General features: G+C 42.3%; 21 protein-coding genes. 17 read left to right on the forward strand and 4 right to left on the reverse strand.

The genetic code is table 11. The features are described from left to right. Positions 1–6: 6 nt before the first annotated feature. Positions 7–849 carry a BglG family transcription antiterminator LicT gene (gene licT, locus IGI82_RS07715; RefSeq protein ID WP_438842002.1) on the forward strand — a complete coding sequence of 281 codons (843 nt, stop codon included), beginning with the start codon at positions 7–9 and terminating at the stop codon, positions 847–849. A 200-nt stretch (positions 850–1,049) separates the two neighbouring features. Then, positions 1,050–2,969: a beta-glucoside-specific PTS transporter subunit IIABC gene (locus tag IGI82_RS07720; RefSeq protein ID WP_074535726.1), complete on the forward strand. Its 1,920-nt coding sequence runs from the start codon at positions 1,050–1,052 to the stop codon at positions 2,967–2,969. Between the two features lie 78 nt (positions 2,970–3,047). Here the strand turns inward: IGI82_RS07720 and IGI82_RS07725 are convergent, their stop codons facing one another. Beyond that, positions 3,048–3,968 (reverse strand): MurR/RpiR family transcriptional regulator, encoded by a 921-nt coding sequence (locus tag IGI82_RS07725; protein WP_438842003.1) that lies wholly within the window; start codon positions 3,966–3,968, stop codon positions 3,048–3,050. 260 nt (positions 3,969–4,228) lie between these two features. On the opposite strand from IGI82_RS07725, the gene IGI82_RS07730 reads away from it, so the two are divergent. Continuing rightward, positions 4,229–5,620 carry a 6-phospho-beta-glucosidase gene (locus IGI82_RS07730; RefSeq protein ID WP_005225822.1) on the forward strand — a complete coding sequence of 464 codons (1,392 nt, stop codon included), beginning with the start codon at positions 4,229–4,231 and terminating at the stop codon, positions 5,618–5,620. Positions 5,621–5,640: 20 nt separating this feature from the next. Continuing rightward, the gene (locus IGI82_RS07735; RefSeq protein WP_008378424.1) at positions 5,641–7,074 is read left to right on the forward strand and encodes a 6-phospho-beta-glucosidase; all 1,434 of its coding nucleotides are present in this window, start codon (positions 5,641–5,643) and stop codon (positions 7,072–7,074) included. Positions 7,075–7,308: 234 nt separating this feature from the next. Here the strand turns inward: IGI82_RS07735 and IGI82_RS07740 are convergent, their stop codons facing one another. Next, positions 7,309–7,779: a glutathione peroxidase gene (locus tag IGI82_RS07740; protein ID WP_005225824.1), complete on the reverse strand. Its 471-nt coding sequence runs from the start codon at positions 7,777–7,779 to the stop codon at positions 7,309–7,311. A gap of 152 nt (positions 7,780–7,931) precedes the next feature. Further along, complete coding sequence (locus IGI82_RS07745) at positions 7,932–9,317, reverse strand: MATE family efflux transporter (protein WP_010748039.1); 1,386 nt, start codon at positions 9,315–9,317, stop codon at positions 7,932–7,934. 185 nt (positions 9,318–9,502) lie between these two features. Here IGI82_RS07745 and trxB point away from each other — a divergent pair, with 185 nt between their 5' ends. From trxB to thrB, 6 genes are all read left to right on the forward strand, one after another. Next, positions 9,503–10,435 carry a thioredoxin-disulfide reductase gene (gene trxB, locus IGI82_RS07750; protein WP_015509534.1) on the forward strand — a complete coding sequence of 311 codons (933 nt, stop codon included), beginning with the start codon at positions 9,503–9,505 and terminating at the stop codon, positions 10,433–10,435. Positions 10,436–10,582: 147 nt separating this feature from the next. Further along, positions 10,583–12,310 carry a phospho-sugar mutase gene (locus tag IGI82_RS07755; protein WP_005225827.1) on the forward strand — a complete coding sequence of 576 codons (1,728 nt, stop codon included), beginning with the start codon at positions 10,583–10,585 and terminating at the stop codon, positions 12,308–12,310. A 247-nt stretch (positions 12,311–12,557) separates the two neighbouring features. Further along, complete coding sequence (locus tag IGI82_RS07760; protein ID WP_005225828.1) at positions 12,558–12,851, forward strand: ArsR/SmtB family transcription factor; 294 nt, start codon at positions 12,558–12,560, stop codon at positions 12,849–12,851. Positions 12,852–12,967: 116 nt separating this feature from the next. Next, positions 12,968–14,218: a homoserine dehydrogenase gene (locus tag IGI82_RS07765; RefSeq protein WP_438842004.1), complete on the forward strand. Its 1,251-nt coding sequence runs from the start codon at positions 12,968–12,970 to the stop codon at positions 14,216–14,218. Positions 14,219–14,220: 2 nt separating this feature from the next. Then, the gene (gene thrC / locus IGI82_RS07770; RefSeq protein ID WP_005225830.1) at positions 14,221–15,279 is read left to right on the forward strand and encodes a threonine synthase; all 1,059 of its coding nucleotides are present in this window, start codon (positions 14,221–14,223) and stop codon (positions 15,277–15,279) included. Further along, positions 15,276–16,145 carry a homoserine kinase gene (gene thrB / locus IGI82_RS07775; protein ID WP_005225831.1) on the forward strand — a complete coding sequence of 290 codons (870 nt, stop codon included), beginning with the start codon at positions 15,276–15,278 and terminating at the stop codon, positions 16,143–16,145. The genes thrC and thrB overlap by 4 nt, the downstream gene beginning before the upstream one ends. A gap of 84 nt (positions 16,146–16,229) precedes the next feature. Here thrB and IGI82_RS07780 read toward each other — a convergent pair whose 3' ends face one another. After that, entirely contained in the window at positions 16,230–17,117 is an 888-nt protein-coding gene (locus IGI82_RS07780; RefSeq protein ID WP_010748043.1) for a pyruvate, water dikinase regulatory protein, read from the reverse strand. 95 nt (positions 17,118–17,212) lie between these two features. Between IGI82_RS07780 and IGI82_RS07785 the strand changes: the two genes are divergently transcribed. The 7 genes from IGI82_RS07785 to IGI82_RS07815 all read left to right on the forward strand — a co-directional run bounded on the left by IGI82_RS07785 (position 17,213) and on the right by IGI82_RS07815 (position 22,682). Then, the gene (locus IGI82_RS07785; protein ID WP_005225833.1) at positions 17,213–17,644 is read left to right on the forward strand and encodes a Fur family transcriptional regulator; all 432 of its coding nucleotides are present in this window, start codon (positions 17,213–17,215) and stop codon (positions 17,642–17,644) included. Between the two features lie 160 nt (positions 17,645–17,804). Then, on the forward strand, positions 17,805–17,981 hold the full coding sequence (rpsU, locus tag IGI82_RS07790) for a 30S ribosomal protein S21 (protein WP_002356740.1): 177 nt from the start codon (positions 17,805–17,807) through the stop codon (positions 17,979–17,981). Between the two features lie 33 nt (positions 17,982–18,014). Continuing rightward, entirely contained in the window at positions 18,015–18,464 is a 450-nt protein-coding gene (locus tag IGI82_RS07795; RefSeq protein WP_438842005.1) for a GatB/YqeY domain-containing protein, read from the forward strand. Between the two features lie 171 nt (positions 18,465–18,635). Continuing rightward, positions 18,636–19,610 (forward strand): PhoH family protein, encoded by a 975-nt coding sequence (locus IGI82_RS07800; protein ID WP_005225842.1) that lies wholly within the window; start codon positions 18,636–18,638, stop codon positions 19,608–19,610. Between the two features lie 21 nt (positions 19,611–19,631). Then, the gene (locus IGI82_RS07805; protein ID WP_438842006.1) at positions 19,632–21,833 is read left to right on the forward strand and encodes an HD family phosphohydrolase; all 2,202 of its coding nucleotides are present in this window, start codon (positions 19,632–19,634) and stop codon (positions 21,831–21,833) included. Beyond that, positions 21,833–22,309: an rRNA maturation RNase YbeY gene (gene ybeY, locus IGI82_RS07810; protein ID WP_005225844.1), complete on the forward strand. Its 477-nt coding sequence runs from the start codon at positions 21,833–21,835 to the stop codon at positions 22,307–22,309. The genes IGI82_RS07805 and ybeY overlap by 1 nt, the downstream gene beginning before the upstream one ends. After that, the gene (locus IGI82_RS07815; RefSeq protein WP_170927563.1) at positions 22,293–22,682 is read left to right on the forward strand and encodes a diacylglycerol kinase family protein; all 390 of its coding nucleotides are present in this window, start codon (positions 22,293–22,295) and stop codon (positions 22,680–22,682) included. Before ybeY ends, IGI82_RS07815 begins: the two co-directional genes overlap by 17 nt. The last annotated feature ends 34 nt before the right edge of the window (positions 22,683–22,716 follow it).

The following is a 22,716-nucleotide window of genomic DNA, read 5'->3' on the forward strand; positions in this document are numbered from 1 at the left end:
TAGGACATGAAAATCAGTAAAGTGTTAAACAATAATGTTGTGATCACTACCGATCAAAGTCAAAACGAGATTATTGTTATGGGGCGGGGGATTGCATTTAAGAAAAAAGTGGGAGATGAAATTTCTTCAGAAACGGTCGATAAAGTGTATCGCTTAGAAAATCAGACGATCTTATCTCAATTTCAAGAGCTGCTTGCTGACTTACCACTGGAATATCTTGAATTATCCAATGAGATCATTGAGTATGCTCGGCGAGAATTGTCATCTCCAATCAATGATTCCATTTACATCTCGTTGACGGATCACATGCACTGTGCCATTGAACGATCGAAAAAAGGAATGACGGTCAAAAATGTCTTATTGTGGGATATCAAGCGTTTTTTCCCTGATGAGTACCAAATAGGCTGCAAAACAGTAGGGAAAATCAAAGAACATTACGGGATTCAGCTGCCAGATGACGAAGCTGGCTTTATTGCTCTGCATCTCGTCAATGCGCAAACTGAGAATGGTGACCAAGGCAATATTGCTGAACTAACCCAAACGATGCAAGACATCATAAACATTGTTAAATATTTTTTCAAAACAACCTTTGATGAAGAGTCCGTTTATTTTTATCGCTTCACTACGCATTTGAAATTTTTTGTTTCAAGAATGCAAAACCATACTACTCATGTGGATGAAACCGATGAAGATCTTTTGGCTATGGTCAAAGTGAAGTATCGAAATGCGTATCAATGCGTGCAAAAAATCGCTGAGCTATTAGAAAATCAGTATCAGTATCAAATGTCCAGTGACGAAAGTTTGTATTTAACGATTCATATTGCCAGACTTGTGCAAAAAAATCGTTGATTGAAAAAAACAAGAAAGGAGAAGGATTTTTTGATTCATGAGAAGGAGTCGAAAAAGAAAAATTTCTTCGCAATGATTCTTATCAAACATCAGCTTCAAGACATCTGACCATGCAGCAAGAAATCAAAATAAGAAAACATTTTGGATAGTGACATTCAGTTGGCTAAACCTTCAATACAAAAAAATTGGAGGAATCAAAAATGGGAAAATATCGTGAATTAGCAGAAAAAATCGTAGCAAATGTCGGTGGAAAAGAGAACATCAATAGCTTGACGCATTGTATCACACGCCTGCGTTTTAAATTAAAGGATGAAGGCGTCGCAAATGATGAAGTCTTAAAGAACATGGATGGGGTCGTGACGGTCATGAAGAGTGGCGGTCAATACCAGGTGGTTATCGGAAACCATGTGCCAGATGTCTATGCAGAAGTGATCGATGTTGCAGGAATCAGTGGTGATGCTGAAGAAACAGCTTCAGGTGGCAACTTGTTTGATCGTTTGATCGATATTTTGAGCGGCTGCTTCCAACCCTTCTTAGGGGCTTTGTGTGCGGCGGGGATGATCAAAGGACTAAACGCACTGTTGCTTTTTATTGGTACAACAGGCTTGATCGATTATACAACAACGACTGGTACCTATGTGATGTTCAATGCGATCGGCGATTCGATCTTCATGTTTATGCCAGTGATTTTAGGGTATACGTCAGCGAAAAAGTTTCGCTTAAATCCAATGGTGGGAATTGTGATCGGGTCAGCGCTTTGTTACCCAACGATTCAAGGATCTGCTTTGCAAGCCGCATTTCTTGCAGGCGCTGGCGAGGGAGCTGCTGCACCGTATAGCTTGTTAGGCTTGCCTGCGTACGAAACGTTTTTAGGAATTCCGTGGGTTGGCGCAACGTATACTAGCAGTGTGGTGCCGGTCATCTTTATCATTGCCTTTGCTGCGCAAGTTCAAAAATTTGCGAAAAAAATTATTCCTTCTGTTGTCCAAACGTTCTTAGTGCCGTTCTTGGTTCTCTTGATTGCATTGCCAATTGGGTTTTTGGTGATTGGACCTGTAATCAGTATGTTGACGGACCTTTTGAGCTCAGGATTTGAAGCGTTGATGGACTTCTCACCAGTTGCCTATGGCTTGTTGCTAGGTTTTTTCTGGCAAGTATTGGTTATTTTCGGTCTTCACTGGTCAGTTGTTCCGCTACACATTATGCAAATCACGCAACTTGGTTATAGTCAGATTTTGGTAGCTACGTTTGGTGCCAGCTTTGCTCAAACAGCCGTAGTGATGGCGATGTACTTTAAACTGAAAGATAAAAAACTGAAAGCACTATGTCCACCAGCTATTATCTCAGGGCTTTTCGGTGTAACGGAGCCAGCGATTTATGGGATCACGTTACCGAAAAAAATGCCGTTCTTCTACTCAATGATCGGTGGTGCGGTCGCAGGTGCCTTCTTGATGATCAATGGAACAACGAGCTACACCTCTGGTGGGTTAGGGGTCTTTGGCATTTTCAACTACATCACTCCAGAAGGCGACGCTAGTGGCATGTGGTTCTCTGTCTTCGGAATCTTGATCGCTGCAGCGATTGGCTTTGGTTTGACCATGGCTTTCTGGAAAGATGATGCAGTGGAAGAAGAAATCGCAGAAGGACAACCAGCGATGACTGTTCGAAAAGAAGTGATCACTTCTCCAGTGGAAGGAACGATCGCGCCACTAAGCAGTGCCAAAGATGAAGCTTTTGCTCAAGGAGTGCTAGGAAAAGGCATCCTGATCCATCCATCAAAAGGCGAAGTCGTGGCTCCTTTTGATGGTACAGTGATGACATTGTTCCCAACCAAACATGCCATCGGGTTGATTTCTGAGAATGGTTTAGAACTTTTGATCCATATTGGTTTGGATACTGTTCAATTGAATGGTGAGTTCTTTGAAGCGCATGTGAAGCAAGGCGATAAAGTCACTCGTGGGCAAAAATTGATCAGCTTTGATAAAGATGCATTGATCAAAGCAGGATTCAATATTGAGACCCCAGTGCTAGTGACCAACTCAGCGGATTATTTGGATATCATCGAGTCTGACAAACGAGAAGTTGGTTGTTCCGATGATTTGATCACGGCTTTAGTTTAGGAAACATTTTCCTGCAAAACAGCTATATAAGGATAAAAGCGATCGGTCGTGAAGGCGCGATCGCTTTTTGACAGTCATTTAATTGGGAAACAGTGAGTCCTTATAATGAAGGTTTTTATCATAGGTTGGTTCAGCGATTATCGTTGATGAAGTGGGGCGCTTATCATACGCCATCCCAATATCGATCAAATGCTGCAGATTTTTCTCATAGTGCTCCGAAAAGACGACTGCATACAACAAATCTAGCAAGTAGCAAACTGAGGTATTGATCGTAAAATTCGCGATCTTTGAATAAAGCCTTTCTCTTGTTGTGATATTTAAGACACAATCGCTTAATTTCGCTAACGCATTCTCGCCAATACTAGTCATCCCAATGATGGAGACCTGCCGTTCGGCGAGGATCTTACCGATTTCTTTAACCATTTTGTTTTCACCTGTGTAAGAAATCAAAATCGCGGTCGTATCGGAGGTACAGTTGGATGCCTCATAGGCACTTTCGCCGAAGGTATCGCAGACGTAGATACTTTTTCCTAAACGCCGCATCTTCAAAACAAAGTCTTGAGAAATCAAGGTGTTGGCATTGCTGGCGAAAATCCTGATATGGTTGGCATTGAGCAACGATTGTTTCGCTTTTTGTAATTCATCATGATGGATCAAGGAAAGCGTATCTTCGATCGTTGTTTGTTCAAGCTTTGCCAACTTTTTGGCGATGGTCATAATACCGTCATGGGAAGAGAAGGGAAAGTTCGCATCCACATCGGTAAAATGGCTGCTCATATATGTTTGCTCTTCCACAAAGGCCGTTTTTAAGTCGAGCCAACCATTGAAGCCTAATTTTTTGGCGATCCGAATAAAAGTAGAAGGATGAACATAGGTTTTTTCAGATAATTCCTTGATGGTTTGATCCGCCATCGCGGTCGGATTGGCTAATAAATAATCAATCAACGATCGTTCGGCGGGTGCTAGTTTGATTTGGCGCATTTTTTCTTGTAACAACATGGTATATATGCTCCTTTTTACATTTTTTTATGATTATTTGTAAATATTTTTTACGGAAATTCGTTTTTATTCAGTACCTAGCGAATCGTTTACATCCTAATTATTCCTTATTTGATACTCTTTGTAAATCTTTTTTACAAAACATCTGCAAGAAGAAGCGATATTTGCAAACGCTTTTTCTAAATATGCTATTTACATTGAATCAAATGTTTTTATGAATGATAATAAGAATGTAAATAAAATAGCAAAGGAGCAATACAATGACAAAAGGAATTAAAATTGCAACCATTGGTGGCGGCAGCAGCTATACCCCGGAGTTAATGGAAGGCTTTATCAAACGCTATGAAGAATTGCCGATTCGTGAGATTTGGCTAGTAGATATCGAAGCAGGAAAAGAAAAATTAGCAATCGTTGGTGCGATGGCACAACGGATGTGGGATGCGTCACCCTACGATGTAAAAATCCACATGACATTGGATCGAGAAGAAGCGTTAAAAGATGCTGATTTCGTTACGACTCAATTCCGAGTAGGATTGCTGAATGCCCGTATCAAAGATGAACGAATTCCTGCCTATTACGGCATGATTGGTCAAGAAACCAACGGCCCTGGTGGTATGTTCAAAGCGTTTCGTACGGTTCCAATCATTCTTGAAATCGTTGAAGACATGAAACGCTTGTGTCCCGATGCCTGGTTGATCAACTTTGCGAATCCAAGCGGTATGGTGACTGAAGCAATCGTGCGTTACGGAAAATGGGACAAAGTCATCGGGTTGTGTAACGTGCCTGTCATGGCAACGATGGTTGAACCTGCGTTGCTTGGCAAAGAACCTGACGAATTGATTTACAAATTTGCAGGATTGAACCACTTTCACTGGCACAAAGTTACCGACTCACACGGCAATGACGTTACGATGGACATTATTGATAAAATGTATGAAGAAGACAATGGCTTACCGAAGAATATCTTTGATGTACCATTTTACAAAGAACAGCTGGAACAAATGAAGATGATTCCTTGCGGGTATCACCGTTATTACTATCGTCAAGAAGAAATGTTGAATCATGCGATCGAAGAGTACAAGACTGTCGGTACACGCGCACAGCAAGTGAAACAAACCGAAGCCGAATTGTTTGAGTTGTACAAAGATCCTGAATTGGATCATAAACCAGAACAGCTGCAAAAACGTGGTGGTGCTTACTACTCAGATGCAGCGTGTGAAACGATTGCTTCCATTTATGCTAATAAAAATACCCAAATCGTCGTTTCAACCAAAAATGAAGGCGCCGTTCCAGATCTTCCTGCCGATTGCGTAGTCGAAGTAACAGCTTACGTTGGCGGACAAGGGGCTAGAAATGTTGCCTTTGGTGAGTTACCGACAGCTGAAAAAGGTTGGTTACAGGTAATGAAAGCAATGGAATTATTAACGATCGAAGCAGCTGTGACGGGGGATTACAATATCGCATTACAAGCCTTCACCATCAACCCGTTGGTTCCATCAGGTGATACGGCAAAACGTGTCATGGACGAACTGTTTATTGCCCACAAAGATCACTTGCCTAAATTTAAGGAAACGATCGCACGTCTTGAAAAAGAAGGCGTAGAAGTACAAGATGAAGTAGCCCGCGAACTTGATCGCGAACTAGTTAAATAAAGAGAAAGTAGGAAAGAAACATGGCATTTAGAAAAGACTTTTTATGGGGCGGCGCAACAGCTGCCAATCAATGTGAAGGAGGCTACCAAGAAGGCGGACGCGGCTTGGCAAACGTTGACGTGGTACCGATCGGCAAAGATCGTTTTCCAGTCATTACTGGTCAAATGAAAATGTTCGATTTTGATGACGAACATTTCTACCCAGCAAAAGAAGCGATCGATATGTATCATCGCTACAAAGAAGACATCGCGCTATTTGGCGAAATGGGCTTTAAAACCTACCGTTTGTCGATCGCTTGGAGTCGGATTTTCCCTAAAGGGGATGAAACAGAACCAAATGAAGACGGCTTGAAGTTCTATGAAGATCTTTTCAAAGAATGCCACAAATATGGGATCGAACCATTAGTAACGATCACTCACTTTGATTGCCCAATGCATTTAGTTGAAAAATACGGGGCATGGCGTTCTCGTGAATTGGTCGGATTCTATGAAAACTTGTGTAACGTGATTTTCAACCGTTACAAAGGATTAGTAAAATACTGGTTGACCTTCAACGAAATCAACATGATTCTCCATGCGCCATTTATGGGAGCAGGTCTTTACTTTGAAGAAGGCGATAACGTTGAGCAAGTGAAATACCAAGCGGCTCACCATGAGCTATTGGCCTCTGCGATTGCAACGAAAATCGCTCATGAAGTCGATCCTGAGAACAAAGTAGGCTGTATGTTAGCTGCTGGCGCATACTATCCATATACAAGCAAACCAGAAGATGTCTGGGAATCACGCAAAGCAGATCGCGAAAACTATTTCTTTATTGATGTTCAATCACGTGGGGAATATCCACAATATGCGCTGAAAGAAATGGAACGTAATGGGATCGAAATCAAAATGGAAGAAGGCGACCTTGAGCTGTTGAAAGCTCACACCGTAGACTTTATTTCCTTCTCTTACTATTCTTCCCGCGTATCAACCACGGACGCTGAATTATTAGAACAAACGGCTGGCAATATTTTTGCCTCTGTGAAAAACCCATACTTGGAAGCAAGTGAGTGGGGGTGGCAGATTGATCCACTTGGTTTGCGCATCACAATGAATGACATTTATGATCGCTACCAAAAACCATTGTTTATCGTTGAAAACGGCTTAGGAGCTGTGGATACACCAGATGCAGATGGCTATGTGGAAGATGACTACCGGATCCAATACTTGGCAGAGCATATTCAAGCAATGAAAGATGCGGTTGAGCAAGATGGTGTCGATTTATTGGGCTACACCACATGGGGTTGTATCGATTTAGTTTCAGCTGGAACAGGTGAAATGAAAAAACGCTATGGTTTCATTTATGTGGACCGTGACAATGAAGGAAACGGCACCTTGAAACGAACAAAGAAAAAATCATTTGATTGGTACAAACAAGTGATTGCTTCAAACGGTGAAGATTTATCGAATAACTAATTATAAGAAGCTGCAGTTGATCCCTTAGAGAAATCTAAGTAGATCGACTGCAGTTTTTTTAAAGTCTTTTTAAAAATATTGTCACGAATGATTTCTATAAGTAGAAATGGCTGCTCCAAGATTATTGATAACCGACAATGAGAGTGTTGTAAAAGGCTTGCGTTGCAGCAATTACAAAAAAGGCGACCTTAAGCATGACATGTTTTGTCCTTAAGGTCGCCTTTATCCAATTTTTTAAAGAACTTTTTCAATTTCTGGAATCATTTTTTGAGGATTGGTTTGTGGAGCAAAACGCTCCACGACTTTACCTTGGCGGTCCACCAAGAATTTCGTAAAATTCCACTTAATAGCTTTGCCTAATGTGCCCGGTGCTTCTGCTTCCAAATAGCGAAACAAGGGATCTGCGTCTTTGCCATTGATCACCGTTAACTTGTGCATCGGAAAATCGACACCATAGGTGGTTCGGCAAGCGGCTGCGGCTTCTTCGGCTGAGCCGACTTCTTGTTTGAACTGGTCAGAAGGAAACCCTAGAACGACCAACCCTTGGTCTTTATAGGTTTCATAAAGACTTTGTAATTCTTTGAACTGCGGGCTCAACCCGCACTTTGTAGCTGTATTGACGATCACCAGCGGTTGACCTTCGTAGTTTGCTAGCGAATAAGTTTCGCCGTTTTCTAATGTTGCTTGGTAGTCATAGATTGACATAGCAAACGCTCCTTTTAATGTAAATCATAGTCGATAGCTTCTGAGACAAGTATAGAGCAAAGTCTTCAAAAAAACCAAGCAAACTTCTTGGCGCATTTTATTTCTTATAAAAAACAAAAAATCCAGCGGCCGTTGGGACCACTGGACTCTTATTATGCTTCTGGTAAGACTTCAGGTTCTGCTTCTTGTGGATGAACGACAGATTTAGTTTTCCATACCCCAGAATGCCAGCGATAGATCATTAAGACGCTGCGCAATGCTTCGTCAATGGCATAAGCGATCCAAACGCCGATCAAGCCAAATTTAAAGACGATGGCCAGTGAGTAGGAAAACGGTAAGCTGATGACCCATAGAACAATTAGGCTGCAGATCAATGGGAACTTCACGTCACCACTTGCATTTAATGAACCAACTAGGATCATATTGACTGCACGCGCTGTTTCTAAGACGATCTCTACTAAAAAGACACCTTTAGCAATCTCGATTACTTCGGTATTGGAAGTAAAGATCCCCATGATCGGTTCAATAAATAGATAGGTCAATAAGCAGATCGTTACCGAGGCGATGATGCCGATCACCATCGTGCGCATGCCTCGCTGATGCGCACGATCGAATTCACCCGCACCGACATTGCGGCCAATCATGATTTGGTTTCCTTGACTTAATGCGGAGGCGATCAAATAAACAAATTGGGTGATAGCTGTTACGTAAGATTTTGCAATCAAGACACTTGCGCCAAGTTGAGCCACGATCATCGTCACCACGACTTGCGCTCCTTGATAGGAAAGAGACTCGCCAGAAGAAGGCAATCCGTAAGTCAAAATGTTTTTCATCACGCCCCAAGAGACATTCGAGAAACGGGCAGATAAAACAGAAAAATTCACATGTTTCTTCAGCAACATGGCGGCAATTAGTAAACCGATCGAATTACCAAAGACGCTAGAAAATGCCAATCCAGTCACACCGAAATTCGGTAAACCAAAGGGGCTGTATAAGACAAAGTAATTGCCAATGACGGCTAGGATACTAGCAAACATCGGTACCAATAACGCAGGTTTTGTGAAACTGTGGCTACGCATGACAGCAATTATGACTGCCGTGATCGATGAAAGGAACAGACTTCCGCCATATACTTGTAAGTATCCATGACCTAAAGCAACTAATTCAGCATCTAAGCCCATGAATCGCAAAAGGTAGGTTGAGCCGAAAAGGAACATCAAGCTGATCAAAATCCCGATGAACAATGACCCAAAAAGAGCGGTATTGATGACTTTCGGTATCTGGTCGCGTTTTTTCGCACCAATCAATTGTGCGATAATGATCTGAGTACCCACGGTGATGAAACCGTAAATAAAGACCGTTAAATTCAATAGTTGATTGGCCGCACTGACGGCCGCTACTGCTGGCTCGGAATAATGAGAAATCATCCAAACGTTGACATTCCCAATAACGACCCGCAAAAATAGCTCAACAAAAATCGGCCAGCTGAGAAAAATCAGTTCACGGTCTGATTTTCCTAAAAGTTTTTTCTTATTCAATTGTAAGGACTCCTTATTTTCTATATAATAGACGTATCGTGAAAATTTTACAAAAATTGAAAAGAAAGTCAATGTAATTTTCAAAAGTAAAAGCAGGAATATCTTATTATTTTTTGTAAGCAGATGAGTTGAAAGAATTTGCTTTTGAAAGTAAAGTATGGGTAGTCCAAATTGGAGGGAAATATATGTATGATGTAATTATCATCGGCGCAGGCCCTGCGGGGATGACAGCAGCGCTTTATGCGTCAAGATCGAATTTATCAGTACTAATGATTGAACGAGGAGCACCTGGCGGACAAATGAACAATACGGCTGAGGTTGAAAACTATCCTGGCTTCGAATCAATCTTAGGCCCTGAATTAGCATTTAAAATGTATGAAGGTGCCATTAAATTTGGTGTTGAAAATGCCTATGGGATCGTTCAAAGCATCACGGATCAAGGTGAGTTCAAAGAAGTTGCCACCGAAGACAAAACCTATCAAGGGAAAACAGTCATCATTGCCACAGGATGTGTACATAGAAAGTTAGGCGTCAAAGGCGAAGAAGAATTCGCAGGACGCGGAGTTTCATACTGTGCGGTTTGTGACGGTGCCTTTTTCCGTAACAAACGCTTGATCGTTGTTGGTGGAGGTGACTCAGCAGTCGAAGAAGCGATCTACTTAACGCAATTTGCTTCTGAAGTAACGATCGTTCACCGTCGTGATGAATTACGAGCACAAAAAATCATCCAAGACCGCGCATTTGCCAACGAGAAAATCTCTTTTATTTGGGATTCTGTTGTGGAAGAAATCAAAGGCAATGAGATGGTCGTAACTGGCGTGCAAATCAGAAACGTAAAAACGGATGAAGTGACAGAAGAAGCTGCTGGCGGTGTCTTTATCTATGTTGGTTTAGATCCGTTGACAGAACCATTCAAAGCTAGCGGTATCACGAATGATGCTGGCTGGATCTTAACAAATGATCAGATGGAAACTTCAATTCCTGGTGTTTACGCGATTGGCGATGTTCGTGAAAAAGGCTTGCGTCAAATCACAACGGCAGTCGGCGATGGCAGTATTGCTGGTCAACAAGTGTTTGATTTTATTGAAACACAAAAGGATGCGCAATTAACAAAATAATCTAATGGAATTAGCTGTTATTTTTAAAGTGTCAATCACTTTTGATAGCAGCTTTTTTTATTTTTCGTTTGGTTATTCTTTGAGAAATCTGTAAGTAGTGTTATACTAATTTTAGAGCATTTTAACGGAAAAAGGAGAGGTTATTTTATGGCATGGGAACAAACATTTAATCAATGGAAAAACAGTGAACACTTAGATCCACAATTAAAAGAACAATTGACCGCATTAGAAGCAGATCCTGCGATGTTAGAAGACGCTTTTTATATGCCTTTGGAATTTGGGACTGCTGGCATGCGTGGGATTTTAGGACCTGGTATCAATCGGATGAACATTTATACGATTCGTCAAGCAACGGAAGGCTTGGCTCGCTTTATGGATACACAAGATCCCGAAACAAGACGTCGTGGCGTAGCGATTGCCTATGATTCCCGTCATTTTTCACCTGAGTTCGCGATGGAAGCAGCAAAAACATTGGCAAAACATGATATTCCAGCCTTTGTCTTTGAAAGCTTACGTCCGACGCCAGAATTATCTTTTGCTGTGCGTTACTTAAAAACCTTTACTGGAATCATGATCACTGCTTCTCACAATCCAGCCGAATACAATGGCTACAAAGTATATGGGGAAGATGGTGGGCAAATGCCACCAGCAGATGCGGATGCATTGACAAAATTTGTTCGGGAAATTGAAAATCCGTTGGAGATCCCTGTATTAAGTGAAGAAGAAGCCAAAAACAGCGGCTTGATCTCTATTATTGGCGAAGAAATCGATACTGCCTATCTGAAAGAAATCAAAGAAGTCACGATCGATCAAGAATTGATCGATACGGTGGGCAAAGATTTGAAACTTGTTTATACACCACTTCACGGAACAGGGCGGATGCTTGGCGAGAAAGCGTTGAAACAAGCTGGTTTCCAACAATTCATTATTGAACCCTCTCAAGCGGTTGCTGATCCAAACTTCAGCACAGTAAAATCACCGAATCCAGAAGAGCACTCTGCCTTTGAATATGCGATTGCTTTAGGAGAAAAAGAAGGTGCTGACTTATTGATCGCAACAGATCCAGATGCCGATCGCTTAGGGGCTGCAGTAAGAATGCCAGATGGCAACTACCAAGTCTTGACAGGTAACCAGTTAGGTGCATTGATGATCCGTTACATTTTAGAAGCCCATAAAACAGCTGGAACATTGCCAGAAAATGCAGCAGTCTTAAAATCGATCGTTTCTAGTGAATTGCCAACAGCGATCGCTAAAGCCTACGATGTTGATATGATCAATGTTTTAACTGGCTTTAAATTTATTGCCGAAAAAATCCAACAATTTGAAAAAGACCATTCTCAAACTTTCATGTTTGGCTTTGAAGAAAGCTATGGCTACTTAGTTAAACCATTTGTACGGGACAAGGACGCGATCCAAGCGCTCGTTTTATTAGCAGAAGTGGCTGCTTTTTACAAACAATCAGACAAAACATTGTATGATGGTCTGCAAGATATTTTTGAAGAGTACGGCTACTATGCAGAAAAAACGATTTCTGTAACGATGAGCGGCATGGAAGGGGCAACTAAGATTGCTGCCTTGATGAAGACTTTCCGTGAAAAAGCACCTTCCGTCTTCGCAGGAACCCCTGTCGTGCAAACAGAAGACTTTAAATTGTTGACTCGTGTGGGCTTAGATGGTCACCAACAAAAAATGACCACACCGCCTTCTGATGTTTTGAAATACACCTTGGAAGATGAAAGCTGGATTGCTGTTCGTCCTTCTGGGACCGAACCTAAAATCAAGTTTTATATTGGTGTAAAAGGCGATACGGCAGAAGCAGCAGAACAAAAAATTGCTGATCTGCAAGCAGCGATCGAAGAAATCACAGGTGAATAAAGTCATCTGATGTCTTCATAATCAAAAAAATTGCAATTGACTGAATGATCCGAGTGGTAGAAAAAGAAGCGTTCGCTTCCCTCAGCAAACAGGTGTTGAGGGACCGAAGCTTCTAAAGGGAATTTTCTGACGCTTGGATCTATTCTTGTCTTTTAGCTCGTTTCTTCTCCTTGATCGTCGAGCATTGATTGACAAGCTGTCTATCAAGGGCTAAAATGCAAAAGGAAATAAGAGAGGATGTGGCGCGATGACTACGCCGAAACTAGAAGAAATTCAGCAAGTAACACAGATTTTTAAAATGCTTAGTGATCCCACTAGACTAAAAATTTTGTTGTCTCTTCAAGAAGGAGAGCGCAATGTCACTTCGATTGCAGAACAAGTACATATGGAACAATCAGCAGTTTCTCATCAGCTGAAACTTTTGAAAGATAATCGGATCGTAAAGTCGGAAAGACAAGGAAAAACCATCCTTTATAGTCTTGATGACAAACATGTTGTGGATATTTTGCAAAAAACATTCGAACATATCCATCACCGTTAAAACTAGGGCGAGAATTTCTCAAAAGTCCTAGTTTTTTCTTATTGTTTTTGGTATGCTAGTGGAAATATTAAAATTAGATGAACGGTTTTTAATAACGTTTTCAGTTAGGGGGCATTATGGGTAAGCAATTGAACATTGGATTATTAGGAATGGGTGTTGTCGGCAGCGGGGTATGCCAAGTGTTGGCAGAGCAAAAAGAAGCCATTCTGGCACGCACAGGAGTCAGTGTGCAAATCACGAAAGCATTAGCTTCGCCTTACGAGGATAAGTCTGCGTTAGCGGCTAAGTACGGGTTTGCGTTGACGAATGAGGCAAATGAGTTGTTTGAAGATGAGACCATCGACGTAATTGTGGAATTGATCGGGAAGATCGATCCGGCAAAAGCGTTTATTTCAGCTGCTTTAGAAAATAAGAAGCACGTTGTGACGGCAAATAAAGACTTGATTGCCACCCATGGACCTGAACTGCTGGCAATCGCTGAAAAAGCCGGGGTGTCTCTTTATTATGAAGCCAGCGTGGGTGGTGGCATTCCGATCTTGCGTACATTGAGCACCCACTATCTGCCTGATACCATCACTGGGATTTTTGGTGTCGTCAATGGGACGACCAATTATATGCTGACAAAAATGACGGAAGATGGCAGGACCTATGAAGATGCTTTGTCACAAGCCCAAGCAAAAGGTTTTGCCGAATCAGATCCTACTAATGATGTTGACGGTATCGATGCGGCCTATAAAATGGTGATCCTGACCAAATTTGCTTTTGGGAAAACGATCTATGTTGCTGATGTGGCAACAAAAGGCATCCGCGGCTTAGCTGTGGCAGATATTAAGCAGGCACAAGCCTTTGGTTATGAAGTGAAGTTGATCGGTGCAGCACAAAAGACAGTTGACGGTTCCCTTACTGTGTCAGTTGGACCTGTATTAGTGCCGAAAAACCATGCGTTAGCGACGATCCAAAACGAGTTTAATGGCATTTTTATCGAGAGTGAAGGCATCGATCAATCAATGGTTTATGGACCAGGAGCAGGATCACGACCGACGGCCACCAGCGTGGTAGCGGATTTGACCGTTTTAGCAAAAAATAAAAGCTTTGGGATCGTTGAACCTTTTCTAACTTTTGAAAAAGAAACAGCATTAGCATCTGTAGAAGAAGTCCCTAGCCGGCATTACGTGTCTTTTTCAAGTCAAGAGATCAAAGGGAACGCTCTTCCAGAATGGTTTGCGTTTGAGCAAACGGTGTTCAACGAAGCAGACCAACGAATAGCTGGAATCACCAATCCAATGAGCGAAAAAGAGCTAACAGAAAAACTCGCAACTTATACCGATGCACAAGACATACAAATAATGAAAGTGATGGAGGAATAAACATGTATCAAGGATTATTGCATCAATACAAGGAATATCTGCCAGTCAACGAAAATACACCAGCATTGTCGCTGGCTGAAGGCAACACGCCGTTGATTCCCTTACCAAGCCTTTCCAAGGAATTAGGGATTCAATTGTATGGAAAATACGAAGGGCTGAATCCGACAGGCTCTTTTAAAGACCGAGGGATGGTCATGGCGGTGGCAAAAGCGGTGGAAGAAGGTGCCAAAGCAATCGTCTGTGCATCGACAGGAAATACCAGTGCGGCAGCAGCAGCTTATGCGACCAGAGCGGGGATCAAAGCCTATGTTGTTATTCCAGATGGCAAGATCGCTATGGGAAAATTGGCGCAAGCAATCGTTTATGGAGCCGACATCATTTCGATCCCAGGAAACTTTGATGAAGCGTTAAAAGCAGTACGAGATATTGCAGAAACCGAAGCCGTGGCGCTAGTAAACTCAGTCAATCCTTATCGTTTAGAAGGACAAAAAACAGCGGCCTTTGAAGTATGCGAACAATTAGGACAAGCACCGGATGTTCTTGCGATTCCTGTCGGTAATGCAGGGAATATCTCGGCATATTGGAAAGGGTTCAAAGAATGGCATGAGAAAAAAGGCACCGCGTTGCCAAGAATGCATGGGTTTGAAGCTGAAGGTGCTGCTGCGATCGTCCGTGGTGAAGTCATCGAACAACCAGAAACGATTGCTACAGCGATTCGGATCGGCAATCCAGCCAGCTGGCAGTTAGCAGAAGCCGCTCGTGATGAATCAAATGGACACATCGATGCAGTAACCGATGAGGAAATTTTGAATGCTTACCGTAAAATTGCTGCGCAAGATGGTGTGTTTATTGAACCAGGCTCAGCTGCCTCGCTGGCTGGTGTCATCCAGCACGTGAAAGCAGGGAAAATCAAACCAGGTGAGACTGTCGTTGCCGTCTTTACTGGAAATGGTCTGAAAGATCCTGATACAGCTATCAAAGCGACGGAAGTAACCATCAATAAGATGAGTGATTTAGAAGAAATGCGTCAGCATCTTCGTGAAGGAGTTGCCAATCTATGAAGATCCGCGTTCCTGCAACCAGTGCGAACTTAGGGCCTGGTTTTGATTCCTGCGGGATTGCCCTGTCAAAGTATTTGTTCATTGAAGTTTTAAAAGAAAACGATACGTGGGAAATCATCCATGAGCTAGGTTCAGAGATCCCAACGGATGAAACCAACTTGCTTTTGCGTGTGGCATTGAAATTAGCACCAAACATGAAGCCTTTGAAAATCCGAATGAGTTCGGACATTCCTTTGGCACGAGGCTTAGGCAGCAGTTCCTCGGTGATCGTCGCCGGGATTGAACTAGCCAACCGCATGGCCCACATGAATCTGAGTGCAGCACAAAAGCTTGAGATCGCAACTGCCATCGAAGGGCATCCTGACAACGTTGGACCAGCGATTTATGGAGATTTTGCGGTTGCTGCTTACGACCATCAGCACAAGCATACGTATTTAGTCAAGCATCATTTTCCAGAGTGCGAGATCATTGCCTATATTCCTCATGAAGAACTGTTGACTGAAGCAAGTCGTCAAGTCTTGCCGCAGACCCTTTCGCACGAGCAAGCTGTCGAAGCCAGTGCGATCGCCAACGTGATGATCGCAGCGGTCATCAATGGCAATCTGCCTCTTGCAGGAAAATTGATGCAGCAGGATCGTTTTCATGAAGCCTATAGGGAAAAGCTTGTGCCGCACTTGTCGACCATTCGCCAAATCTGCGAAGAAGAAGGCGGCTATGGCTGTTTCTTAAGCGGCGCAGGTCCCACGGTCTTAGCGATCGTCCCAGAGGAACGGGCAGAACGAATCTCAAAACTTTTGCATGCCTTGGAGAGCAATGCGTATATCGAACAATTACAAATCGATCGTGAAGGGCTGCAAGTGTTCTAAAAGAGAATAATAATAAATGAGCCACAGACCAAAAACGGTGAGCAGAAGATTTTCTGCTCACCATTTTTCATTGCTTCATCGATGTTAGTCTTTCGTTTCTGACGTGTAATAGCTATGATCTTCTAAGTTTAATGCATTTAAAATCATAGAGGCGGTTTCTTCGATGGAAAGAGAAGCGACATTGATCACGACACAGCCTAGTTTTTCATACAGATCATTGGCAAACGTCAGCTCCGCTTTGATTTTTTCTATATCGGAATACGCAGAATCTGGGTTCAAGCCGTAGGAGCGCATCCGTTCTTTGCGAATACTGTTTAACACATTCGGATCGTTTGTTAGCCCGACGATTTTTTTCGGATCGATTTCCCAGAGCTGTTTTGGGATGTGGGCTTGCGGTACTAAAGGCAGGTTAGCAACTTTTAAATTTTTGTTTGCTAGAAATAGACTCAAAGGCGTTTTTGACGTCCGAGAAACCCCTAGTAACACGACATCTGCTTCCAAGAAGCCACGAGGGTCTTTCCCATCATCGTACATAACCGCAAATTCCATGGCTTTGATGCGTTTGAAATAATTTTCGTTTAAGTGGTGCAAAGCCCCTGGCTCTCGTGAAGGTGCTACGCCAGTTCGTCGTTCTACTTCACTTACTGGAGGGGTCAATACGTCGAAATGGTAAAGGTCAGCTTCTTCACAAAAATGATTCGTCAAATCCACAAGTTCTTCTTTGATCAAGGTATGAAGAATAATGGCGTTGTGTTTTTTTGCATCAGACAAAGCTTTGATCAAATGCTCTTTTGTGTGGATAAACGTGCGTCTAAAAAGGTTAAATTCGACGCTGGGGTATTGGGCCATTGTCGCTTGTGCAAGCTTCGATGCCGTTTCGCCGGCAGAGTCCGACAACACGAACATCGTCACTGCGGCACTGGTTTGCAATTTTTCTTGCAAGTCTGGTTGTTCAGGTTCAGTTGGCTTCATAAGAAAAATCCTCTCTTGCTTTTTTATTGATTTCATTATACCATACTTAAGATCGATAGAATCGGAATGATTTTGATTTATCAGGAGGGCCTACGATGAAAAATCAAACACTTATTGAGCATGCCATGACTACATTGAAAGAAAATGGCTTTAAATATACCAAAAAAAGAGAAGCGATCATCACCTATTTAGTGAAGCGCAATCGCTATTTGCCAGCCAAGGAAATTCATGAATACATGTCAGAAAAGTATCCTGGCTTGAGCTATGATACGATCTACCGTAATTTGCATGATTTTTCTGAGATCGGTATTTTAGAAGAAACAGAGCTGAACGGGGAGATGAAGTTTCGCTATAACTGCTGTGCAGAATTAGAGGACCATCATCACCATCACTTCATTTGCACGGTTTGTGGCAAAACAAAAGAACTGCATATTTGCCCGATGGACTTCTTCCAAGAACAGCTTCCTGGCTGCTTGATCGAGGGACATCGCTTCGAGATTTTGGGCCGTTGTGAAGAATGTCAATGAAAACCCAAACAAACTTGATGGGATCGAAGACTTTTTTAACAGAATGCCTTGACACTTTTTCAGGGGTTAGCTATAATTTTTAAAGGACAGTCGTGTTTTTTGGGATTTTATTTCAATAACAACTACGGTTACTTTTTAAGCTCGGAGGGAGGGAATTTACATGTCAAAAACAGTCGTTCGCAAAAACGAATCACTTGACGATGCTCTTCGTCGCTTCAAACGTTCCGTGTCAAAAGCGGGTACTTTACAGGAATCTCGTAAACGTGAATTTTACGAAAAACCTAGCGTAAAGCGTAAGAAAAAATCTGAAGCAGCTAGAAAACGCAAAAAATTCTAATTTTCTACTGTTTTGAGAATTGGAGCTGGTAGTGTGACACTACTAAGTACACTGAATGATGACATGAAGATAGCGATGAAAGCCAAAGACAAGGAAACCTTGCAGGTGATCCGCATGTTGAAAGCATCAATTCAAAATGAGCAGATCAAAAAAGGTTCTGACTTGAATGAAGAAGAAGAGTTGACCGTTTTGTCTCGTGAGATGAAACAGCGTCGTGATTCTTTAAATGAGTTTGAGAAAGCTGACCGAAATGATCTAGCAGAGAAAGTCAAAGTTGAAATTGCAGTTGTTGAAAAATATTTGCCAGCACAACTAGATGAAGCGGAAATCCGCCAAATCGTCGCTGGAGCGATTGAAAAGACTGGTGCTTCTTCTTCCAAAGAATTTGGAAAAGTGATGGGTGCTGTAATGCCACAAGTTAAAGGCAAAGCAGACGGTAATCAAGTCAATGCGATCGTTAAAGAATTATTGGATCAAATGTAAGCTCACGCCGCAAGTATGGATGACATGCTTGCGGCTTTTTTTTCTGATTTCGAAAACTTAAAAAAAGCATAAGGACAAGGGGAAACGACTGTTGTGCTTGATAAGTAATTTTTCTTTTTTCCATCTTATGTTATTATTAATAAGAACGCCAAAAAAGGAGCTGTAACATATTTGACAGACAAAACAATAACGATCGAGATAACACTTAGTGAAAACGATGACGTTCGTTTATTATTAGGTGCCCACGATAAGAACATCAAAATTATTGAAGACTCCACAGGAACGGTCATTCACACTCGTGGTGAGCTGATCCAAATCGTAGGAGAAACTGAAGCCGCTGAAAAGGCACAATCCGTGATTCGGGCTTTGCAAGAGTTGATCAAACGAGGCATCAATATCAGTACCCCTGATGTGATCACTGCGTTGAATATGGTGAATAAGGGCAGTCTTGATTATTTCAAAGATATGTATGAAGAAGAGATCATCAAAGACCGTAACGGCAAACCGATCCGAGCGAAAAATGCTGGGCAAAAAAAATATATCGAAGCCGTCCGTAAACATGATGTAGTGTTTGGTGTCGGCCCCGCTGGAACCGGAAAGACCTTCTTAGCAGTCGTAATGGCAATTGCAGCTCTAAAGAAAGGCCAAGTGCAAAAAATCATTTTGACACGTCCCGCCGTTGAAGCAGGAGAAAATCTTGGTTTCCTACCAGGAGACTTGAAAGAAAAAGTCGATCCTTACTTACGCCCCGTTTATGATGCGTTGTATCAAATTTTTGGGATGGATCATACGAACCGTCTCATGGAACGAGGCGTCATTGAGATCGCACCCTTGGCATATATGCGTGGACGTACGCTAGAAGATGCCTTTGTCATTTTAGATGAAGCGCAAAATACGACGATCGCTCAAATGAAAATGTTTTTGACCCGTTTAGGATTCAACTCTAAAATGATCGTCAATGGCGATACCAGCCAGATCGATTTGCCAAAAGGGACTTTAAGCGGCCTGATCCACGCCGAACGGACGTTACAAGAGATCCCTAAAATTGCTTTTGCTAATTTTGAAGCAGGAGATGTCGTGCGGCATCCAGTTGTTGCCGAGATCATTCGCGCATATGAAGAAGCAGATCTTAAAGACAAGCGCTGATCGTCTTTTAGGAGGAGAACTATGATCATTCAACCACTACGGAAATTTAGAGAAAGACTTGGGAAATTCTATCTACCAGTTTTGATGTTCCTTTTCTTTCTTTTTTCGATTGGTATCATGTACACCAGCGTCAAACAAAACAATGTCGATTATAGCGAAGGTCAAGTGGCGGAAGAAAATATCCGTGCCAATAAAACGATCGAAAATACCGCTGCGACGGAACAAAAACGTAAACTGGCTGCCGAAGCTGTACCACCAGAGTACACGTATCAGGATACACTGGCGCAAACGCAGCATGATCGTATCGATCATTTATTTGACTTAGTTGCTTCAGTCAAAAAATCAGTGGATGAAGCTCATGAAAAAAAAGTGGCTGAAGCCGATGAGGATGAAAATATCCCTAAACCTAGTAAAGATGAATATATCGCAGCCTTAAAACAAGAATTTGAAAAAATGAGTGATGATGAACTAGATTTTTATCAGTCATTTACCAATAATTTTTTGACGACGATGTTCTCATTAAGTGATGATGAATTAAATACAGTGCGTACCTATGCGCTACAATTAATAGATGAACAAATGGCGAAACAGATCCGCCAAACGGAATTAAGTACGTTCCGTTCTGAGGCGGAAGATAAGATCCAGTTCTTAGATGTTAGCTCAGATATGGCTTCTGTCTTACGTTTCTTAGTCAATCAAGGAATCGTCGTGAACGATATCCCAAATGAAAAACGGACAGAAGAAGCACGGCAAACCGCCATGGATGCTGTTCCTCCAGTGATGATTTATCAAGGAGAGATCATTGTCCGTGAGGGCTCGCAGATCGATGCCAATGCCCTAGAGAAGCTGCAGCTTTTAGGAATGACTAATCAGACCTTTTCTGTTTTTCCATTGATCGCTTTAGTGTTAGCAACAGTCTTACAGATGCTTATGGTGTTTTATTACACGAAACAGACGAAAGACGTGGAAAAACGGATGAATGCGGTCACGTTTTATATTTTGGCAATGGCATTCAGTATTTTGATCATGAAGTTTTTCCAACTTTTCCAATCTGAATTAGTGACCTTTATCCCGCTGTTTTTCCCAGCTGCGTTTACACCGTTGATCCTGAGTATTTTCTCCAGCCGTCGTTTGGGGATTTTGTCTGCGATTTTCCAAGTAATCAGTGCACTCTTTATTTACTTTGATTCTAGCGGAACCAACTTGTTGACGACCGTCTTAGTCACCTATTTGTTTTCTGGCTTGATGGGAACGATGATCAAGCGCGCCCGCATCGCTAGTCAAGGGAAAACGGCAGTAGCGTGGGTGATCGTCTTTCCGCTCTTACTGAGTTTTGTGCTGGTGATTTTCCAAGGAATGGATTTTGCTCGCGGGAACACTTGGACCACGATCATTTGTGGCTTAGCAGGCTCTCTCTTAAGCTATTTGCTAACGATGGGACTACATCCTTACATCGAATTGTTGGTGACGGATGAGAGTATGATCGTGTTAAATGAATTGAGTAACCCGAATCATCCATTATTAAAACAGTTGCTGGAAGAAGCGCCAGGAACGTATCATCACAGTATGATGGTTGCCAATCTTAGTGCCAATGCCGTTGCCGAAATCGGCGGGCAAAGCTTACTGACTCGTGTGGCTTGTTATTACCATGATATCGGCAAGGTCAAACATGCCAATTTCTTCGTAGAAAATTTACCTGCTGGTGCCGAAAACCCGCATAATTTCTTGTTGCCTGAAGACAGCAAACAAATTATCTTCGGTCACGTGATCGATGGGGCGGAAATTCTCGAAGAAGCCAAAATGCCCCGCATGGTGATCGACATTTGTCGTCAACACCATGGCACGACCTTGATGCGGTATTTCTACGTGAAAGCCAAAGAGCGTAATCCCGAGGTAACGGAAGAAGATTTCCGTTATCCTGGTCCAAAACCGCAAACACGAGAAGCTGGCGTTGTGAGTATCGCGGATAGTTGTGAAGCAGCTGTTCGAGCGATGGAAAATCCAACAAATCAAAAGATTCAAGAATTTGTTGCAAATCTCATCAATGATCGGATCTTAGACGGTCAACTGGATGAAACAGGCCTGACTTTGAAAGAAATCCGAATGATTGAAAAATCACTGGTCAACGGACTTTGCAGTACCTTCCATTCACGGATCAAATATCCAAAAATGAAGTCGGAAGCAGAGAAAATGAAAGAAGAACAAGAAAGAAGAGAGCGCTAATGGAGATTACCTTTTTAGATGAGACAAATTCAGTGGGGGAAACCAAGATCAAAGAGATCGAAGGACTGTTGCAATTTGCTGCAGGACATTTAGAACTTCCAGAGGATACAGAAATGTCCGTCACATTTATGGACAATGCGGCGATCCAAGAAATCAATCGGGAGTACCGCGGCAAAGATATGCCAACAGATGTCATTAGTTTTGCCTTTGAAGAAGAAACAGACGAAGAGCTGTCGATCATTTTTGACGAAGCCCTTGAAGAGCTGCCGCGTGATCTTGGAGATATTATGATCTCCATTGAACGAGCGAAAGAACAAGCTGCTGAATACGGACACACCTATGATCGGGAGCTGGGTTTCTTGGCGTTACATGGTTTCTTGCATATCAATGGCTATGATCATATGACACCTGAAGATGAAAAGGAAATGTTTGGATTGCAAAAGGAAATACTGGATGCCTATGGACTCAAAAGATAAGAATATTGGGAAAAACAAACAATTTATTTCGTCGATCGAATTTGCTTTCACTGGTATAAAAACCGTCTTTAAAGAGGAACGCAATATGCGTAAACATGTTGCACTAGGAATCGTTGCGATCATTGTAGGCTTTATTTTCCGTTTGAGTCAAATGGAATGGCTCTGGTTGCTGCTAGCTGTTTTCTTAGTCTGGATCGTTGAGATCATCAACACCGTCTTTGAAAACGTCGTAGATATGTTTACAGATTTCCATTTCCATCCTATCGGAAAAAAAATCAAAGATATGGCAGCTGGTGCCGTGCTGATGACCGCATTTTTTGCGTTAGTCGTCGCAGCGATCATCTTCTTGCCAAAATTGCTGCAGCTCTTCTGATGCGCACCAAAACACAAGATAAAGGGGAACAACA

This window comes from Enterococcus sp. AZ067, assembly GCF_051715005.1.
GTDB classification, from domain to species: Bacteria; Bacillota; Bacilli; order Lactobacillales; family Enterococcaceae; genus Enterococcus_D; species Enterococcus_D casseliflavus.